Genomic DNA, 16,561 nt, shown 5'->3' with positions numbered 1-16,561 from the left:
AATGCCGTAAATATCGAGATATTTACCCGTTATTTGAGGCAGTATGACAAGATTTAGCTATTTTTAGCCCATTTAAATGTAATCGTACGGATTGAGGACACGCCCTAATAAGTTCGATGAAAATGCATTCCAACTTAATAAACACCACTTATTGAAATATTCAGATTCTTTGTTTTAAGACTCATCTGAAACACGGGTTAAACGCTCTAGATAACGGGCAATTAAATCCACCTCGATATTTACAGGGCCACCCACCTGCCAATGATTGGCAATATTAGTTACCTCTGCAGTGTGCGGTATGATATTTAAGCAAACAATATTATCTTTAACCAAGTTAGTCGTTAAGCTAATCCCGTCTACTGTAATCGAGCCTTTGGTCGCTGCATACTTTTTCAGTGCTTCTGGAATGGCTATTTCTATATAAATAGAGCGTGCATCCGCTTCCATCACCTCGATAGTGCCCACGCCATCAACGTGCCCTGACACCATATGCCCCCCAAATCGAGTAGTCGGCAACATGGCTTTTTCTAAATTCAGCTTATCGCCTACTTTCCAGTTATTCATTGCTGTCTTATTTAATGTTTCACGTGATACATCGACGGCATAACTGTTGTCGTTCATATCCACCACAGTTAAACAAATACCATTAGAGGCAATCGAGTCGCCTAAGTTGACATCACTAAAATCTAAATCATCAGATTCAATAATCAAACGTACATCACCGTCAATTTCTTCTATCTTGCGCAGCTTACCGGTGCTCTCAATAATACCTGTGAACATAACAATTCCTTAATAATATACGGCTATAAGATCTTACTGATACTCTGTGGATAACTTTTTCTGAAAACTATTTATAATCGCTTATTGCCATTAACTCTCAAAGTTATCCACAGCTAAATTTAATTATGGGTTTTGTTTTTAACTTACCTCGAGTTTCACGTGAAACCTAGTAATATCAATACTTTCCGATTTTTATAACGTATCTATGTTTCACATGAAACAAAATTAATCCACAGTTTCATGTGAAACACCTCTAGTCGCCAATTAAAAATATGTTTTCTAAATCTATTTTGTGGATAACTTTTATAAAGAATGCTGCACTAGAGTCTTAGCCTCTATACCAACGGCTTAAAAACAAGCTTAAGGTCTTCGCCAATAGCTGATGAGGAGTCTAAAAAGAAACGTTGCTGTAAAGACAGGTCATCTATATCTAGTGAAAGCATCGGTTTAGCAGAGCCTCCTAAGATACAAGGCGCTTGATAAACAATTAATTCATCCACAAGTCGTGCTTGTACAAAGCTGCCTGCTACCTGAGCCCCTGCTTCGACCAATACATCCTGTACTTGATAATCGGCCACCAAGCTGCGTAACAACTGCTGTAAATCGCTTTGCGTATATAGCAACGTATCCGTATTCTGTAGCACTGTATAAGACTGAGAGTCTTGTAATCGGCTACGTCTGTCTAATACCACCACTTTTGGCTGCGGAATATTATCTGCAGGCACACCCAGCTGCGTGGAACGTACATTCAGACTCGGATTGTCATCAATGATGGTCTGACTGCCGGTAATAATAGCGCCGCTCAGGGCTCGCAGCTTTTGTACATCCTCACGAGCAGCCGGTCCGGTTATCCACTTAGACTCACCAGATGCCATCGCTGTACGGCCATCTAAGCTACTGGCAATCTTTAAACGCACATATGGCATTTGGGTACGCATGGCCTTTAAAAAGCCTAGATTAAGCTGTTCTGCCTGTTTGGTAGCAACGCCAACGGTAACATCAATACCGGCGTCTTTTAGCATCGCGACACCGCGGCCTGCGACTTTAGGATTGGGATCAAGTCCTGCAATGACCACCCGTGCTACACCTGAATTAATCAAAGCTTTAGCACAAGGCGGTGTGCGGCCTGTATGACTACAGGGCTCGAGTGTCACATAAGCAGTCGCGCCCTCGGCCTGTTGCTGCGCCTGCCTTAACGCAAACACTTCAGCATGAGGCTCTCCGGCTTTTGGATGAAAGCCGCTACCCACAATGGTCCCCTCTTTAATAATAACGCAGCCGACCGCTGGATTTGGACGGGTGGTATAGAGTCCTTTTTTGGCCTCTTCTATCGCCAAGCTCATATAGTAGCTATCTTGCGGCTGTATGCCACTGGTTAGGCTATTAGGGCTAAATGAGGAAGCGCTGCTCTCTAAAGGGATAGACGTTTGCATAAGTATTTACCCATTGTATTGATTAAAGGGTTATAGCATCTGTTATTCGGTAGGCTTGGTATCAATCGGGCGAATGTTTTGCAGCTCTTGCTGAAACGCCTCAATATCCTGAAAATCACGATAGACACTGGCAAAGCGTACATAGGCCACATCATCAAGGGTTTTAAGCTCACTCATCACCACTTCACCCAAGTCCTTACTGCTAATTTCACGCTCACCAAGCTGACGAATACGCTTCTCAATGCGGCTAATCATGGCCTCTTGCTCATCAATAGTGACCGGTCTTTTTTGCAGAGGCAGCTGAATAGAACGTCTTAATTTCTGTGAATCATACGGCTCAATACGGCCGTTAGATTTGATAATACGCGGCATGACAACTTCAACCACCTCAAAGGTAGTAAAGCGCTCTTGGCACTGATTACACTGACGGCGGCGACGTACTTGCGCGCCCTCAGCCGCCAAGCGTGAGTCGATTACCTTTGTATCATCAGCATTACAATAAGGGCACTGCATAATTTACTCTCAATAAAACTTAATATAGACAGGGATAATAAGGGTGACTGTTAATTGAATATTGGTTATTTACCAATACAGAAGCTACCAAAAATACGGCCAAGCAAATCATCAGCACTAAATTCACCGGTAATCTCACCCAAGCTAAACTGCCCTTGACGTAGACTTTCAGCTACCAGCTCTCCTGCTTGATGATGCACAAGCTGCTCAAATGCATCCTCTAAATGCTGCTGAGTTCGGCGAAGGGCATCTAGATGACGCGTACGTGCAATCATACTGTTTTCAGGCGGATGAAAGCCAACTTTATCGCACAGAAGTGTCACTAAACTATCGATACCTTCGGCCGTTTCGCAAGACACATTGACTTGGTCATAGCCTGAAACAGTTTGAGTATCTGCCAAAGCCTCGTCCACCAGATCGCGTTTATTACCGATTAATAATAGTCTTGAGGTATCAAAATCACCGCCTGACCTACCTTCTCCAAACAGCTCGGTAGCGAGTGTTAGCGGGTTGGTATCCTGTGATAAGTCGTATACCAAAAGCAGTAAGTCTGCTTGATTAATCGCCGTGCGTGCGCGCTCAATACCAATACGCTCCACCGCATCGGTCGTATCACGAAGACCTGCGGTATCTGTTAAATGAATGGTCAGACCGTTGAGCACAATGGTCTCTTGTAGCGTGTCTCTTGTAGTGCCTGCCACGTCGGTTACAATGGCACGTTCTTGGCCTGCTAGACTGTTTAACAGGCTTGATTTGCCGGCATTAGGACGCCCTGCTAAGACCACATGTACGCCATCGCGTAACAGCTGACCTTGCTGAGCAGTGGCAAGTATCGTGGCCACTTTATCTTGTATAACGGTTAATTTACCTTCGATAACACCATCAGATAAGAAGTCCACATCTTCTTCGTCAGGGAAATCAATAGACGCTTCAACATACAGGCGCAGCTCAATCAACGACTCTAATACGGCATTGATACGGTTAGAAAACTCACCCGTTAAGGAACGAATTGCACTATTTGCCGCTGCCACGCTAGTAGCGTCAATCGCATCAGCAATGGCCTCAGCTTGTAGCAAATCCAGCTTATCATTCTCAAACGCCCGATAAGAGAACTCACCCGCTTGTGCTTGATGCGCGCCCAATTCAAATACACGGCCTAAGAGCTGATTTTGTAAAATCACACCGCCATGACCTTGTAGCTCAATCACATCCTCGCCAGTAAAAGAATGCGGTGCCTTAAAATAAAGTACCAGGCCTTCATCTAGCACCTTTTTATCGGAATCATAAAAGCGGCAAAAGCTGGCCAATCTTGGCGTAAAGCTGTCTTTGCCGGTGAGTGCACAGGCAATGGCATAGGCTTTTGGGCCCGATAAGCGAATGATACCAACGCCGCCTCTACCAACGGGCGTTGCAATGGCAGCAATGGTTTTAACGTTTGTCATAAATATAGGCTCAAAATCAAGTCATGGCCACAATATCAGCCAAGGTGTCTGTCTAGTTATAAATCAGGCAACTTAAGAACACTTATCATAAGTTATTTAACTATAGTAGGTACTAAGTGCCACATATTCAATGTTAGTTATATAAAACAAAAGCACCTATATGTTACATATAGGTGCTCCGTTAGCGTTTTTTAGATTAAATCAAGCCGTATTATTTAGGCGAATTAACCTGCCATTCTCGCAGCTTTTTCACGCTGTTCTTTCTCTACTTTCTTATTCACAAAATACTGCTGACCCATGGTAAATAAGTTGTTTACTGTCCAGTACAACACCAGACCTGCAGGGAAGAATAACATGAATAAGGTGAAGATAATGGGTAAGAACTTCATCACTTTCGCTTGCATCGGATCAGTCGGCTGCGGACTAAACATCTGCTGAGCAAACATACTTGCACCCATCAGGATTGGTAGGATAAACCAAGGATCCATCGATGACAAATCTTGAATCCATAGAATCCACGGTGCATGACGCAGCTCAACACTTTCGATAAGCATGTAATACAAGCCTAAGAAAATCGGCATCTGTAGCAAGATGGGTAAACATCCTGCCATCGGATTGACTTTCTCTTCCTTATAAATAGCCATCATCTCTTGTGACATTTTCATGCGGTCATCGCCATGCTCTTCTTTCAGAGCTGCTAGGCGAGGGGCAAGTGCACGCATTTTTGCCATCGAATAATAGCTTTTATGAGATATCCACATTAATGCTATTTTCACTGCCAGTGTTAGACCAATAATAGCCCAACCCCAGTTACCCACAACACTATGAATCGCTGAGATAATCATAAATAAGAACTTAGAGATTGGCCATGCCCAGCCATAATCTACAGTTTTCTCAAAGCCTGGTGCAAATCCAATTAGCTTGTCTTGTACTTTAGGACCGGCGTACAAAGTGGCAGCGATATTCATCTGCTTGTTAGCAGGTACCACTAGTGGCTCACTCTTCATACCAATAAAGAAATCGCCATTACTCTCATTGCTATAGAAGGTACCAGTGAAATTTTCAGGGGTCCAAGCAGAAACGAAGTAATGTTGAACAATACCAACCCAGCCTTCTGAGCTCTTAGCGGTTAGCTCATCTTCGCCAAAGTTTTTAAACTTCAACTTATTATAATCATCATCAGGTGTACCCCAAGCACCGCCTAGATAAGTGGCCATGCTTAGCGCGCCTTTATCTGCCATACCAGGATCTTTACTGTCATCACGTTTAAGCTGAGCAAACAACTCACCATTCCAAGGCTGAGCCGTGGCATTGTTGATATTGTAATTCACCGTGATTGGGTATTTACCCTTAGTGAATGTAAAGGTTTTGGTAACCGTTACACCATCTTGCTTATAAGTTAAAGGAACATTCAAGGTGTCTTGGTCTGGCTGAAGCGTATAGCTGTCTGACAGATAGCTGTATTCCGCACGCCCATTTTGAGTATCAATACCATTGACACCTGCTAACCCAGATTGAGCAACATAGATTCGATTCGAATCTTCTTCCAGCAGTACAAATGGGTTTTCACTGTCTAAAGTCGCGTCATAATTCAGTAAAGCGGCATACACCACATCGCCACCAACAGGGTCGATCTTAATATTGTAGACATCTGTTTTGACATCAATAAGCGCACGCTCTTGTTGGTGTGCAGCTGATGCTACCCCATTATTGGCAACAGGCGCATCATTATTGGTGGTTACTGGCACATCCGTGTCAGACGTCGCAGGTATATCACCTGCACCAGAACTCATAGGAACATCTGCTCCAGACGACGACGTGGATACAGAAGGGGTTGCTGTGTCTACTGCCGGTGCATCAGCATAGTCCTTCTGCCAAGCAAGCACCAACAAATAAGCGGTAATCAGCATCGCAATGATGATGAGCACCCGTAGTATCTTTTGCATAAGATTGTCCTAAACAACTCAAAATGAATGTTCTAAATTTAAAGCGAAACGTGAGGGATCAAAAGGCGCAAGACACCCAGAGCGTTTACAAAATGGTGACTATTTTACTAAAAAACCCTAGTAAATGATATAGAAGGTGATGCTCTGCTATAAATAAGCATTAACATGATGTTGAATTGTTTTAATCAAGTCAGGGTGCGTTAGAGTAATCGGTTTAATCTTGCGACATAACTGCTGTTATCTTTATAGATACCGCGCTCTAAAAGTATTGTTTCACGTGAAACAATAGTTAGTGAATGAGTTAAATCTAACACAGCGTGTCGAGGGGGTGAAGAAAGAGATGACGAATTCGGAACTTTAGCAGTGGCTCCTAATACAGGATAAAAAATATCTTTATAAAGAGGCAGTGGAACAAAGTCGATACCATGACCGCCGAGTGGGTGACAACGCGCAATCCGCTTAGCTGTCAATATGCCGCCAATCCTAGGGCCATGCCACTTAATAGCTGTTACCCCATACTCAGAGCAGGTCGGATAATATCGGCAACGAGCAGGCAATAAAGGGCTGATGATACGTTGATATATTCTAATAACGGCGATGAAAAACCTCGATACTATCGCTGATAACATACATCCTCCATAGTCTGCTCGATGGCTAAAAGTCTTTGAGGCTGTCACTTAGATTATGTACAAGTATTGAGTTACTTAGCGACATTACCCTGTCTTTGACTCTTTTTAATTACCTTTGTCAGAATAGCATCTATCTCAGTACGAAGCTCATCATTACTGAGCGCCTTAGAGGATTTCTTTAATATGAACACGATATCCACAGCGGGGAGTGCGCTATGCTGGTGACGAAACTGCTCGCGGATAATCCGTTTGATTTTGTTTCTTGCCACTGCTGTTGGAATTTTCTTTTTAGTAATGGCCATTCCCAATCGTGCTTGTTGCTGCTCCGAATCATACGCAAACGCCATAAAATGGGTTTGGTGAATTTTAAATAATGGTTTATTAAATATCGCTTTGAATTGATCCGGTTTTAGTAAACGCTTTGATTTGGGATAGCAATAATCAGTCATGTGATGTCAACAGTCGATTAAAATTTGCAGATACATAAGAAAAAAAGCACCTGAGTTAGGTGCTTTTAATAATACGATATCAATTTGTTAGATCTTAATTCACTCATTAAAGAATGAATTACACCGTTAAACGATGACGACCTTTGGCGCGGCGGCGTGCTAAAACTTGACGGCCTTTTTTAGTTGCCATGCGAGCACGGAAACCATGAGTGCGCTTGCGTTTGATAACGCTTGGCTGGAATGTACGTTTCATAAATCACCTTTGACAGCAAAGAAAAGAATTAAAAGTAAAGACAGATAGAGTTCACTAAGAATTTGTAGTAACGAATGATTATGCCAGTGTCTTAGGTTTATGTCAATAATAAATACCCTGTAGATGCTAATTAATACATTGGCTTATTACTAATAACACCCGTAGGAATATCCTGTTTTTAGAATTTAGTATGCTTGAACTGCTGCTAATTTTAATCTTAAAACTACTGACAAATACATTCACATTCTTTGTTTAATTTATAACTATGAGCACTGCATTTAATGAGTTTAATCCCTGCCTCCCTTACATCTTACTAGAAAATAAAAATCTTATTATAGAGACTTATCCACAGAAGCGTGATTAACCCATAATTATATATATAATAGTTCTTTTGTTATTATTAGCACCCTATTTACCTGTGTATAACCGTAAAAAATACAGTAATAACATATATTTATCCTGTGGTTATTGCTGTGTAAAACCTGTGGTTAAAACCTGTATAACTTGCCATAAAAAGTTATCCACAGAGTTAATAACAAAGTTATCCACAGAATAAAATACATGATAATTGCTGTCTTATGTGCTAAAGTACGCTTCTCAATTGTGTTGGGCTGTGGTCATATAGGCCCTACCCTCTCCATTTATATTTTATTTAGGGCCAAATCGTCATGTCGGATAGTTTGTCGTTGTGGGATAAATGTCTTAATGATTTAAAATATCAACTCAAAGAAAATGAATTTACGATGTGGCTGCGTCCGTTATCCGCGAAGGTAGTCGGAACCACATTAGAGGTCTTGGCCCCTAACCAGTATTTTGTATCGCACATCCAGCAGCATCATTTCACTGATATTGAGACGTTAGTCAAGCAGCACAGTGGTGGTGATATTGAGCGAGTGGTCATTCAAGTCGAGAGTAGTTCACAATCGGGCAGTAATGGAATTTCAAGCAATAACACTCAGACGAGTCAGACGCCATCCGGTGGTTTGAACAGATCTCCTCTATCGCATAATACAGCAGGACCGTCTGAACACTTATTGTCATCGGACAAAGCGCTGAGCTATATCAACCCATACTTTACCTTTGAGACTTTTGTCAGTGGTAAATCTAATATGTTGGCGTATAAGGCTTGCTTAGAGCTGGGTAAAAAACAATCACAGAATCAGCACAATCCGCTGTTTTTGTATAGCGCCTCTGGTTTGGGTAAAACGCATTTGATGCACTCGGTAGCACATCGCTATTTAAAATTAGGTAAAACGTTTTATTACTTTTCTTCAGAGAAATTTATTAATCAGTTAGTGCATGCGCTGCGTAATCAAAAAATAGAAGAATTCAAAAAGAAAATTAAACGTGTTGATTTATTAATTATCGATGATGTTCACGTTTTAGCTGGAAAGACCAAATCAAGTAACGAGTTTTTATCTTTGTTTGCCGATTTTATGGTTGAGGGTAAGCAGGTTATCTTGGCCTCAGACAGGCATCCGTCGCAAATGACGGAGTTCGATGAGCGTTTCCGGTCACGTTTTTCGTCGGGTCTTGCAGTGGCCATTGAGCCACCAGAGATGGAAACGCGAATGCAGATTCTACAGAAAAAAGCATCATTGTCTAATATAGATCTGCCAAAAGAGTGCGCGTTATTTATTGCTCAAAACGTGGTCTCTAATGTGCGCCGTTTAGAAGGGGCGCTTAATCAAGTGGTTGCCAATGCCAATTTGACAGGTAATCCGATTGATTTGGACATGGTGCAGTATGCGCTAAAAGATGTGATTGCCATTCGCTCACAAGCGGTGAGCATGGATAATATCCGTAAAGTTGTTGCCGAATATTATGATGTCTCAATAAAAGATTTGATGGGTAAAAAGCGAACACGGAGTATTGCACGTCCTCGTCAGATTGCCATGGCACTTGCGCGTGAGTTAACCAAAGACAGCTTCCCTGATATTGGCCAATCCTTTGGTGGCCGTGATCATACGACGGTGATGCATGCTTGTGATAAAGTGGCTCAGCTACGCAGTGAAGACCCCATGCTTGATAAAGAATACAAAGCATTGGCTATGACACTACAAGCAGGGTAGAGCGTATTTGTTAGGAAGGATTGTTGAATTTTAAGATGCTTGAGGACAAATAAGACAAGCGGTGCACAGTACTGAATATTTAGTTATACTAGCACGAGCCATGATGTATTTAAGGACAGTATGGAGCGTAACTGACAAGCTAATTTGGGCTACTATTTTAGTACTGAAATTTTTTAGTACTGAAATTTGAAGCTTAAAATTGATATTTAAGATATCCGCTGGTCCTTAGTATGAGCAATGACACCCGATATTAAATTATAAAGACCTAATCAAAGAGTCCTATTATTATGCAACTGTCTATTAATCGTGAGTTACTGCTAAAAGCCATTAATTTGATTGCTAAAGCAGCAGATAAACGCCATAACATGGTGGTTTTGGGTAATATTAAGCTTGAGATTACAGAGTCGCTACTGCGTCTGACGGCATCTGACTTAGAGGTAGAGCTTACCGCAGAAGTACACTTAGGTAATGGCGCAACTGGTAGTGTTGGCGCAACAACGTTGCCTGCCTCTAAGCTACATGATATCTGTAAGCTATTGCCGAAAGATACCATGATTAATATCAGTGCAGAAGCCAATGAGCGCTGCGTTATTACCAGTGGTAAGAGCCGCTTTATACTGGGTACATTACCGGCAGAGGATTTCCCGTTATTAGGCAGCCCTGCAAATATCACACCGCTGACTTTAAGCCGCACAGTGCTTCTTGATTTGATGTCGAAAACACAGTTTGCGATGGCCATCCAAGACGTGCGTTATTATTTAACCGGCATGTTATTTGAGGTAGGCCAGCGTCAGTTAACCACCGTGGCTACCGATGGTCACCGTTTGGCGCTTGCACGCAGTGTAATTGAGGTGGCAGATGACTTTCAGATGCAGGCTATTTTGCCACGCAAAGCCGTTATTGAACTTGATCGTTTAGCTAATGAGTTGGGCAAACTGGTTGGAGATAAAGATGGCAATCTGACACTAAGCTTTGGTCGCGAATTCTTACAAGTGACTTTGCCGTTTGGTAATGTAGACAGTACCGGTCAAATTGATGATTCGGTAAAAGTGACCTTTACTGCACGCTTAATTGATGGCAAATTCCCTGATTACCGCCGCGTTATGCCAAACAATACTGATAAGATAGCCTTGGTCAACAAAGAGCGTATGACAGAAGTATTGCGACGAGTGGCTATCTTAAGTAATGAGAAGTCACGAGGCGTTATTTTTAACTTCTCTGTGGATGGTAGTGTAGAAGTACGTGCCAATAACGCAGAGCAAGACGAAGCAGTTGAGGGCATCCAAGTACAGTATCAGGGCGAGCCTTTAGAGCTGTCTTTTAACGCCGCTTATCTGCAAGATGTGTTGGACGTATTGGGCGGTGATGTACAACTGCATATGAGTCAAGCCAATAGCTCAGTACTGGTTAATCAGCTCAATGATACGCAGCATCAATACGTTATTATGCCAATGCGTATATAATTTGAATAAGCGACAAGATAAGGGTTGCTTAAAATGACTACTAAAAAGCGAAGTCTTCGGACTTTGCTTTTTTTATGCCAAATTGAGCGTGGCTTTTTTGATAATCATTTAACATAATCTGGTTGTGTATAACTAAATACATTATGTTAAATAGATTACACTGGTTTGATCGGCTATTAATTTTGCTATCCAGTTTAAATTTGACTGACAAAGGTGAGGGTTGTCTTATCAAAATTTAAACTGAAATAAGTCAGTAGATTTATTAAAGTAGCTATAACTCTTGAGGCACTAATTTGAACTCTCGAAGTACTAATTTAAAATACAGTCCTGATTAATTTTAATAATTATTATAAATAAAGCTTAAATAATTTATAAGCGTCACTATTCGTTACCGACGAATCCTTCCATTTCATAATTAAAATAAGCAGATCATGAACTGAGTCTGTAAGCTGTTTTTATAAGGTAGTTATTTATGCTGACCCAACTGAGCGTCTATGATTTACGTAATTTGCATGCCGTGAGCATTCATGTCGGGCAGTGCAATGTATTCGTGGGCGGCAATGGCAGTGGAAAAACCTCTTTATTAGAATCACTTTACTTATTATCTCGTGGCAAAAGCTTTCGTCATCATCAGCCAAAGCGCTATATCTCACATCATGCGCCTACCGCGACGGTGCATGCGAAGTTTGCAGACGGGAACAGTATGGCGATTCAAAAGGCTCAGGATGCCAGTACAACGATGCGACTTGGGCAGCAGACCGTCTACGTACAAAGTGCGCTTGCTAAGCAGTTACCGACGTTACTGATTGACCCATCATCAATGGATATTTTGGAAGTCGGTAGTAGCAGTCGAAGACAGCTTTTGGACTGGATAACGTTTCACGTGAAACTTGGCTTTCATTCTCAGTGGCTAGCTTATCAGCGATTATTAAAGCAGCGTAATACCATATTAAGACAGTCAAACCAGTTATCCATAGCCCAAAAACAAGAGCTCGCCGCCTGGGATAAAGGGCTGGCAACTCATGCGGCTTTAATCACCCATTACCGCCTGCAAGCTTTTGAGGAGTGGAAGCCTTGGTTTGAGCAACTGATTTCTGAGCTCTTACCTGAGTATGCGCCGTTTATTCAGCTAAGGTTCTCACCAGGTTATAACACCGAGATACCGCTTGATGAGTTGCTACAACAACGGTTGGCGCAAGATTGTCAAACAGGCTATACCCGAGTAGGCTGCCATCGTGCTGATATTCAGGTACTTTGGGTTGATAATGCTGAGACGCGTCAAGATGCGCGTGCGCAGAGCCAGTATGGGAGTGAAGTTACCAATCATAACTTAGTGCCGCAAAATGATTTAGAAGATGATTTAGTAGAAAGCCTAGGAGACAGTTATCCAAACGAGATAGAGACGGTAGATATACAAGGTAGCGTGCGTGAACAAGCGGCTAATGTATTGTCGCGTGGAGAAAAAAAGCTACTGATAACCGCACTCAGGCTGTCTCAGTTGCCTCTATTAACGCTGGCCAATCCGCAGCAGGCTTATGAGGTCGATTTCGATAGCAGTATCTTACCTATCGTGCTGTTAGATGATATCACTGCAGAGCTTGACGGACGGGCACTGACTATTCTTTTAAAGACGCTATCGCAATTATCTTGTCAGGTATTTATCACTAGTCTAGATGCGTCCGTTATGCAGCAAATAACCGGATTTTGGCCAAATGCAAAGATGTTCCACGTGAAACAAGGTGCAGTAACTTTGGCAGAATAATTTAACGCCATAACAAAGCAGCTTAAGGCCCTTAAATAGCAGTAATTGCGACCAATATAGACCATGCTTTTATTGCCAAAAAATGCTATAATAATGACTAAGTTTTACCCCCATATTATTGGCATAATGACACGGGTATTTGGCAAAAACGGAATGTCAAAGCTGAAGGGCTATTTTATAAAAACCCACTGATTAACTGTCCGATTTCTTTGAATTTAATTACTTTAAATTTATTGACAAAATTGCGCACGAGACAATCACATCATATGCCATTTGATTTGCTGAACATATCAGCACTGCCGTATTAGTAAAGGATAACTCATGAGTGAATCAAACCCTATTACCGAACAAGAGCTAATAGAGGGCTTACCTGAGGGCGTCGATGTTGCAGATTTACCTGCAGATGCGCTACCAGAAGAATATAGCTCAAAAAACATTCGCGTATTACGCGGGCTTGAAGCAGTGCGTGTGCGTCCTGGTATGTACATTGGTGATACCGATGATGGTACGGGTCTACACCACATGGTCTTTGAGGTAGTCGATAACTCAATTGATGAAGCCTTAGCAGGGCACTGTGATCAAATTGATATCATTATTCATGAAGATGAATCTGTCAGCGTTATGGATAATGGTCGTGGTATTCCTATCGATGTGCATCCTGAAGAAGGCGTGTCTGCCGCTCAGGTGATTATGACTGTGCTACACGCCGGTGGTAAGTTCGATGACAACAGCTACAAGGTATCAGGCGGTTTACATGGTGTGGGTGTATCTGTGGTTAATGCCTTATCTAAAAAGCTTGAGATGAATATTTGGCGTGAAGGTCATCATTATCAGCAAACTTATAGTGATGGTGTGCCAGACAGTGACATCCAAGAGTTAGAAGAAACCGACAAAACCGGTACGCAGATTCGCTTTTATCCAAGCTCAGACGTATTCACAGGCACTGTCTTTGATTTTGATATCTTGGCCAAACGCTTACGTGAGCTGTCGTTCTTAAACTCAGGTGTACGTATCGTATTAACTGATGAGCGTACTGACAAACAGCATGTCTTTGAACACAAAGGCGGTTTATCTGAGTTTGTGGCGTATATTAATGCCGGTAAAGAAGGCCTTAACGAAGTATTCCACTTTGTTAGCGAACAAGATGACGGTATCGTGGTTGAAGCGGCGCTGCAGTGGACAGATACTTATAATGAAAAAGTATTGTGCTTTACCAATAACATCCCGCAAAAAGATGGGGGTACTCATTTATCTGGTTTCCGCTCGGCACTGACCCGTTGTCTAAATACGTATATGGACAACGAGAAGTTAATCAAAAAAGATAAAGTTAACACCACGGGTGACGATGCGCGTGAAGGCTTAACGGCGATTGTTTCAGTAAAAGTACCTGATCCTAAATTCTCTAGCCAAACCAAAGATAAATTGGTCTCTAGTGAAGTAAAATCAGCGGTTGAATCGGCAATGCACGATAAGTTTAACGACTATTTGCTTGAGCACCCAGGTGCCGCAAAATCGATTGCTAATAAGATTATCGATGCAGCGCGTGCCCGTGATGCAGCACGTAAAGCGCGTGAGCTCACACGCCGTAAAACCACATTAGATATCGCGGGATTACCAGGTAAGTTGGCGGATTGTCAGGAAAAAGATCCTGCGTTATCTGAACTGTACATTGTGGAGGGTGACTCTGCGGGTGGTTCTGCAAAACAGGGCCGTAGCCGTAAGACGCAAGCAATTTTGCCACTAAAAGGTAAGATTCTAAACGTTGAGCGTGCCCGTTTTGACAAGATGTTATCGTCTGCTGAAGTCGGTACATTAATCACAGCATTAGGCTGTGGTATTGGTCCAGATGAGTATAATCCAGATAAAGTACGCTATCACAAAATCATTATCATGACCGATGCTGACGTCGATGGTTCGCATATTCGTACGCTACTGTTGACCTTCTTCTTCCGTCAAACGCCAGAGCTAATTGAACGTGGTTATGTCTATATCGCTCAGCCCCCACTTTATAAAGTAAAAAAAGGTCGCCAAGAGCTGTATCTAAAAGACGACGAAGCGTTAAAAGCGTATCTGTTGTCATCGACCATTGATGAGATGAATCTGCATATCAGCGAAGATGCACCATCAATTACCGGTCAGGCGTTAGAGAAATTGTTAAACGATTATAACCAAACTCAATTGGTTAAATCACGTTTGCAAATCCGCTATCCTGCGATACTGCTGGATGCATTGACGCACGTGACTAAGCTGAACACTGACATGACTTATGACTATGATGCCATGAGTAAGTGGAAAGTGGCTCTACAAGAGCAACTAGAGCGTTTTGGTAGTGATTTGAACCCAGTTATTGAGCTAGATAACATTCATGCGCCGCAAACAGATGAGCTGTCTGAGGCGGATAAAGATGCCAATAACCAGTTTAAGTTCAAGATTGGTGCTAAAGTTGATAGCCCAAATGATGATATCGAAGATGCCGAAGTGGTGGAAGGTAAAGACAGCGATATGCTATCGACCAAGCCGCAGTGGCTGCCACGTATCACAATCTACGTACATAACTTAGCGCAGCATTATCTACTTGATGCCGGTTTCTTTAATTCAGGTGAGTATGGACGTTTGATGCGTCTATCAAAAGAGTGGAACACCCTACTGACCGATACCGCTTATATCCGCCGCGGTGAGAAAGACACCCTATTACGTGACTTCGATCACTTATGGCAGCAAGTCATGCTAGATGCGCGCCGTGGTCTGTCTGTACAGCGCTATAAAGGTCTGGGTGAGATGAACGCCGATCAGCTTTGGGATACCACGATGGATCCTGAAAATCGCCGTATGTTAAAGGTAACGATTGAAGATGCGATTGCCGCTGACCATCTATTTATGTGCTTAATGGGTGATGATGTGGAGCCACGTCGTCAGTTCATTGAAGAGAACGCATTAACTGTGACTAACTTAGACATCTAAAGCTAAGCGGTTACTATATTAGTCTAATAATTAAAAAGCCATCTTACTTGTAAGGTGGCTTTTTTGTTTCACGTGAAACATGATGCTTTATACTCCTAAATAGTGTGACTTCAAATAATAATGACGACGGTTTACTCTCATATTTTAGAGGCCTAATAAATGACTGAACTTATCTTTTTAGCCATTGCTTTAGCGATGGATGCTTTTGCGGTGTCTATCGGGTTGGGCGCTAAGCATGCCACTGCAAATACAGCAGCTAATATTACTCAAGCTAGCCACCCAGATCCTTCAGCTATGTTATTAAAGCTAGCTTTAGCTGCAGGGCTATATTTTGGGATAGCTCAGGGCATCATGCCCTTAATGGGCTACTTGTTAGGGTCAGCAATAATTGGATGGTTAGCCTCTGCCGCACCGTGGATAGGAGGTATTATTTTAGTCACTTTGGGTCTGAAAATGCTTTATGAAGCGTTTAGTGGCGGTCCTGATAAATTACTACCTGATGAGCTACTAAGCAGCGAGCTCAACAAGGGTTCCGAAAACAATATACGCACGATAACAACAGATCATAAGTTAATGCTGTCACTGGCAATCGCTACCAGTATTGATGCCATGGCAGCAGGATTTACATTGAACTTACTTGCAGTCAATGTGTGGTTAGCCTGTTTGATTATTGCCTTAGTGACAGCGGTATTTGGCTTTGTTGGGGTGTATCTGGGTCGTCAATCGGGCACTTGGCTTGAAGATAAGGCAGAGATTTTAGGCGGCGTCGTATTGATTATTATTGGTATAAAAATGGTTTTATAGCAAAAATATTTCAGACTGACACAGGCAAAGATAGGGATCCGATTAGATGATATT

The 16,561-nt window shown here is 42.2% G+C and carries 13 protein-coding genes; 5 read left to right on the top strand and 8 right to left on the bottom strand.

Annotated elements, in window-relative coordinates; translation table 11 throughout:
- Positions 1-174: 174 nt before the first annotated feature.
- The 8 genes from AC2SLO_RS01455 to rpmH form a co-directional block, all read right to left on the bottom strand.
- Complete coding sequence (locus AC2SLO_RS01455) at positions 175-780, bottom strand: riboflavin synthase (RefSeq protein WP_486539754.1); 606 nt, start codon at positions 778-780, stop codon at positions 175-177.
- 335 nt (positions 781-1,115) lie between these two features.
- Positions 1,116-2,123, bottom strand: coding sequence for a bifunctional diaminohydroxyphosphoribosylaminopyrimidine deaminase/5-amino-6-(5-phosphoribosylamino)uracil reductase RibD (gene ribD, locus AC2SLO_RS01450; protein WP_486540215.1), 1,008 nt, complete (start codon positions 2,121-2,123; stop codon positions 1,116-1,118).
- Positions 2,124-2,255: 132 nt separating this feature from the next.
- Entirely contained in the window at positions 2,256-2,726 is a 471-nt protein-coding gene (gene nrdR, locus AC2SLO_RS01445) for a transcriptional regulator NrdR (protein WP_486539756.1), read from the bottom strand.
- Positions 2,727-2,791: 65 nt separating this feature from the next.
- Positions 2,792-4,168: a tRNA uridine-5-carboxymethylaminomethyl(34) synthesis GTPase MnmE gene (gene mnmE / locus AC2SLO_RS01440; protein WP_486539758.1), complete on the bottom strand. Its 1,377-nt coding sequence runs from the start codon at positions 4,166-4,168 to the stop codon at positions 2,792-2,794.
- 224 nt (positions 4,169-4,392) lie between these two features.
- The gene (gene yidC, locus AC2SLO_RS01435) at positions 4,393-6,114 is read right to left on the bottom strand and encodes a membrane protein insertase YidC (protein ID WP_486539760.1); all 1,722 of its coding nucleotides are present in this window, start codon (positions 6,112-6,114) and stop codon (positions 4,393-4,395) included.
- 200 nt (positions 6,115-6,314) lie between these two features.
- The gene (yidD, locus tag AC2SLO_RS01430; RefSeq protein WP_486539762.1) at positions 6,315-6,743 is read right to left on the bottom strand and encodes a membrane protein insertion efficiency factor YidD; all 429 of its coding nucleotides are present in this window, start codon (positions 6,741-6,743) and stop codon (positions 6,315-6,317) included.
- A 71-nt stretch (positions 6,744-6,814) separates the two neighbouring features.
- Entirely contained in the window at positions 6,815-7,192 is a 378-nt protein-coding gene (gene rnpA / locus AC2SLO_RS01425; RefSeq protein WP_486539764.1) for a ribonuclease P protein component, read from the bottom strand.
- A 118-nt stretch (positions 7,193-7,310) separates the two neighbouring features.
- The gene (rpmH, locus tag AC2SLO_RS01420) at positions 7,311-7,445 is read right to left on the bottom strand and encodes a 50S ribosomal protein L34 (RefSeq protein WP_007394757.1); all 135 of its coding nucleotides are present in this window, start codon (positions 7,443-7,445) and stop codon (positions 7,311-7,313) included.
- 668 nt (positions 7,446-8,113) lie between these two features.
- On the opposite strand from rpmH, the gene dnaA reads away from it, so the two are divergent.
- The 5 genes from dnaA (at position 8,114) to AC2SLO_RS01395 (ending at position 16,507) form a co-directional block, all read left to right on the top strand.
- A complete protein-coding gene (gene dnaA / locus AC2SLO_RS01415) occupies positions 8,114-9,517 on the top strand; it encodes a chromosomal replication initiator protein DnaA (protein ID WP_486539766.1) in 1,404 nt (467 codons plus the stop codon).
- Between the two features lie 287 nt (positions 9,518-9,804).
- The gene (gene dnaN / locus AC2SLO_RS01410; RefSeq protein ID WP_486539768.1) at positions 9,805-10,980 is read left to right on the top strand and encodes a DNA polymerase III subunit beta; all 1,176 of its coding nucleotides are present in this window, start codon (positions 9,805-9,807) and stop codon (positions 10,978-10,980) included.
- 472 nt (positions 10,981-11,452) lie between these two features.
- The gene (gene recF, locus AC2SLO_RS01405; RefSeq protein WP_486539770.1) at positions 11,453-12,742 is read left to right on the top strand and encodes a DNA replication/repair protein RecF; all 1,290 of its coding nucleotides are present in this window, start codon (positions 11,453-11,455) and stop codon (positions 12,740-12,742) included.
- Between the two features lie 321 nt (positions 12,743-13,063).
- The gene (gyrB, locus tag AC2SLO_RS01400; protein ID WP_486539772.1) at positions 13,064-15,703 is read left to right on the top strand and encodes a DNA topoisomerase (ATP-hydrolyzing) subunit B; all 2,640 of its coding nucleotides are present in this window, start codon (positions 13,064-13,066) and stop codon (positions 15,701-15,703) included.
- Positions 15,704-15,862: 159 nt separating this feature from the next.
- On the top strand, positions 15,863-16,507 hold the full coding sequence (locus tag AC2SLO_RS01395) for a manganese efflux pump MntP (protein WP_486539774.1): 645 nt from the start codon (positions 15,863-15,865) through the stop codon (positions 16,505-16,507).
- Positions 16,508-16,561: the final 54 nt, after the last annotated feature.

The organism is Psychrobacter sp. CX14 (assembly GCF_057396205.2).
This window is presented reverse-complemented; position numbering and strand designations above follow the sequence as displayed.

Excerpts from the sequence above, each read along its gene's own strand:
- AC2SLO_RS01455 (WP_486539754.1), bottom strand. The coding sequence starts at position 780 with ATGTTCACAGGTATTATTGAGAGCACCGGTAAGCTGCGCAAGATAGAA.
- ribD (WP_486540215.1), bottom strand. The coding sequence starts at position 2,123 with ATGAGCTTGGCGATAGAAGAGGCCAAAAAAGGACTCTATACCACCCGT.
- nrdR (WP_486539756.1), bottom strand. The coding sequence starts at position 2,726 with ATGCAGTGCCCTTATTGTAATGCTGATGATACAAAGGTAATCGACTCA.
- mnmE (WP_486539758.1), bottom strand. The coding sequence starts at position 4,168 with ATGACAAACGTTAAAACCATTGCTGCCATTGCAACGCCCGTTGGTAGA.
- yidC (WP_486539760.1), bottom strand. The coding sequence starts at position 6,114 with ATGCAAAAGATACTACGGGTGCTCATCATCATTGCGATGCTGATTACC.
- yidD (WP_486539762.1), bottom strand. The coding sequence starts at position 6,743 with ATGTTATCAGCGATAGTATCGAGGTTTTTCATCGCCGTTATTAGAATA.
- rnpA (WP_486539764.1), bottom strand. The coding sequence starts at position 7,192 with ATGACTGATTATTGCTATCCCAAATCAAAGCGTTTACTAAAACCGGAT.
- rpmH (WP_007394757.1), bottom strand. The coding sequence starts at position 7,445 with ATGAAACGTACATTCCAGCCAAGCGTTATCAAACGCAAGCGCACTCAT.
- dnaA (WP_486539766.1), top strand. The coding sequence starts at position 8,114 with ATGTCGGATAGTTTGTCGTTGTGGGATAAATGTCTTAATGATTTAAAA.
- dnaN (WP_486539768.1), top strand. The coding sequence starts at position 9,805 with ATGCAACTGTCTATTAATCGTGAGTTACTGCTAAAAGCCATTAATTTG.
- recF (WP_486539770.1), top strand. The coding sequence starts at position 11,453 with ATGCTGACCCAACTGAGCGTCTATGATTTACGTAATTTGCATGCCGTG.
- gyrB (WP_486539772.1), top strand. The coding sequence starts at position 13,064 with ATGAGTGAATCAAACCCTATTACCGAACAAGAGCTAATAGAGGGCTTA.
- AC2SLO_RS01395 (WP_486539774.1), top strand. The coding sequence starts at position 15,863 with ATGACTGAACTTATCTTTTTAGCCATTGCTTTAGCGATGGATGCTTTT.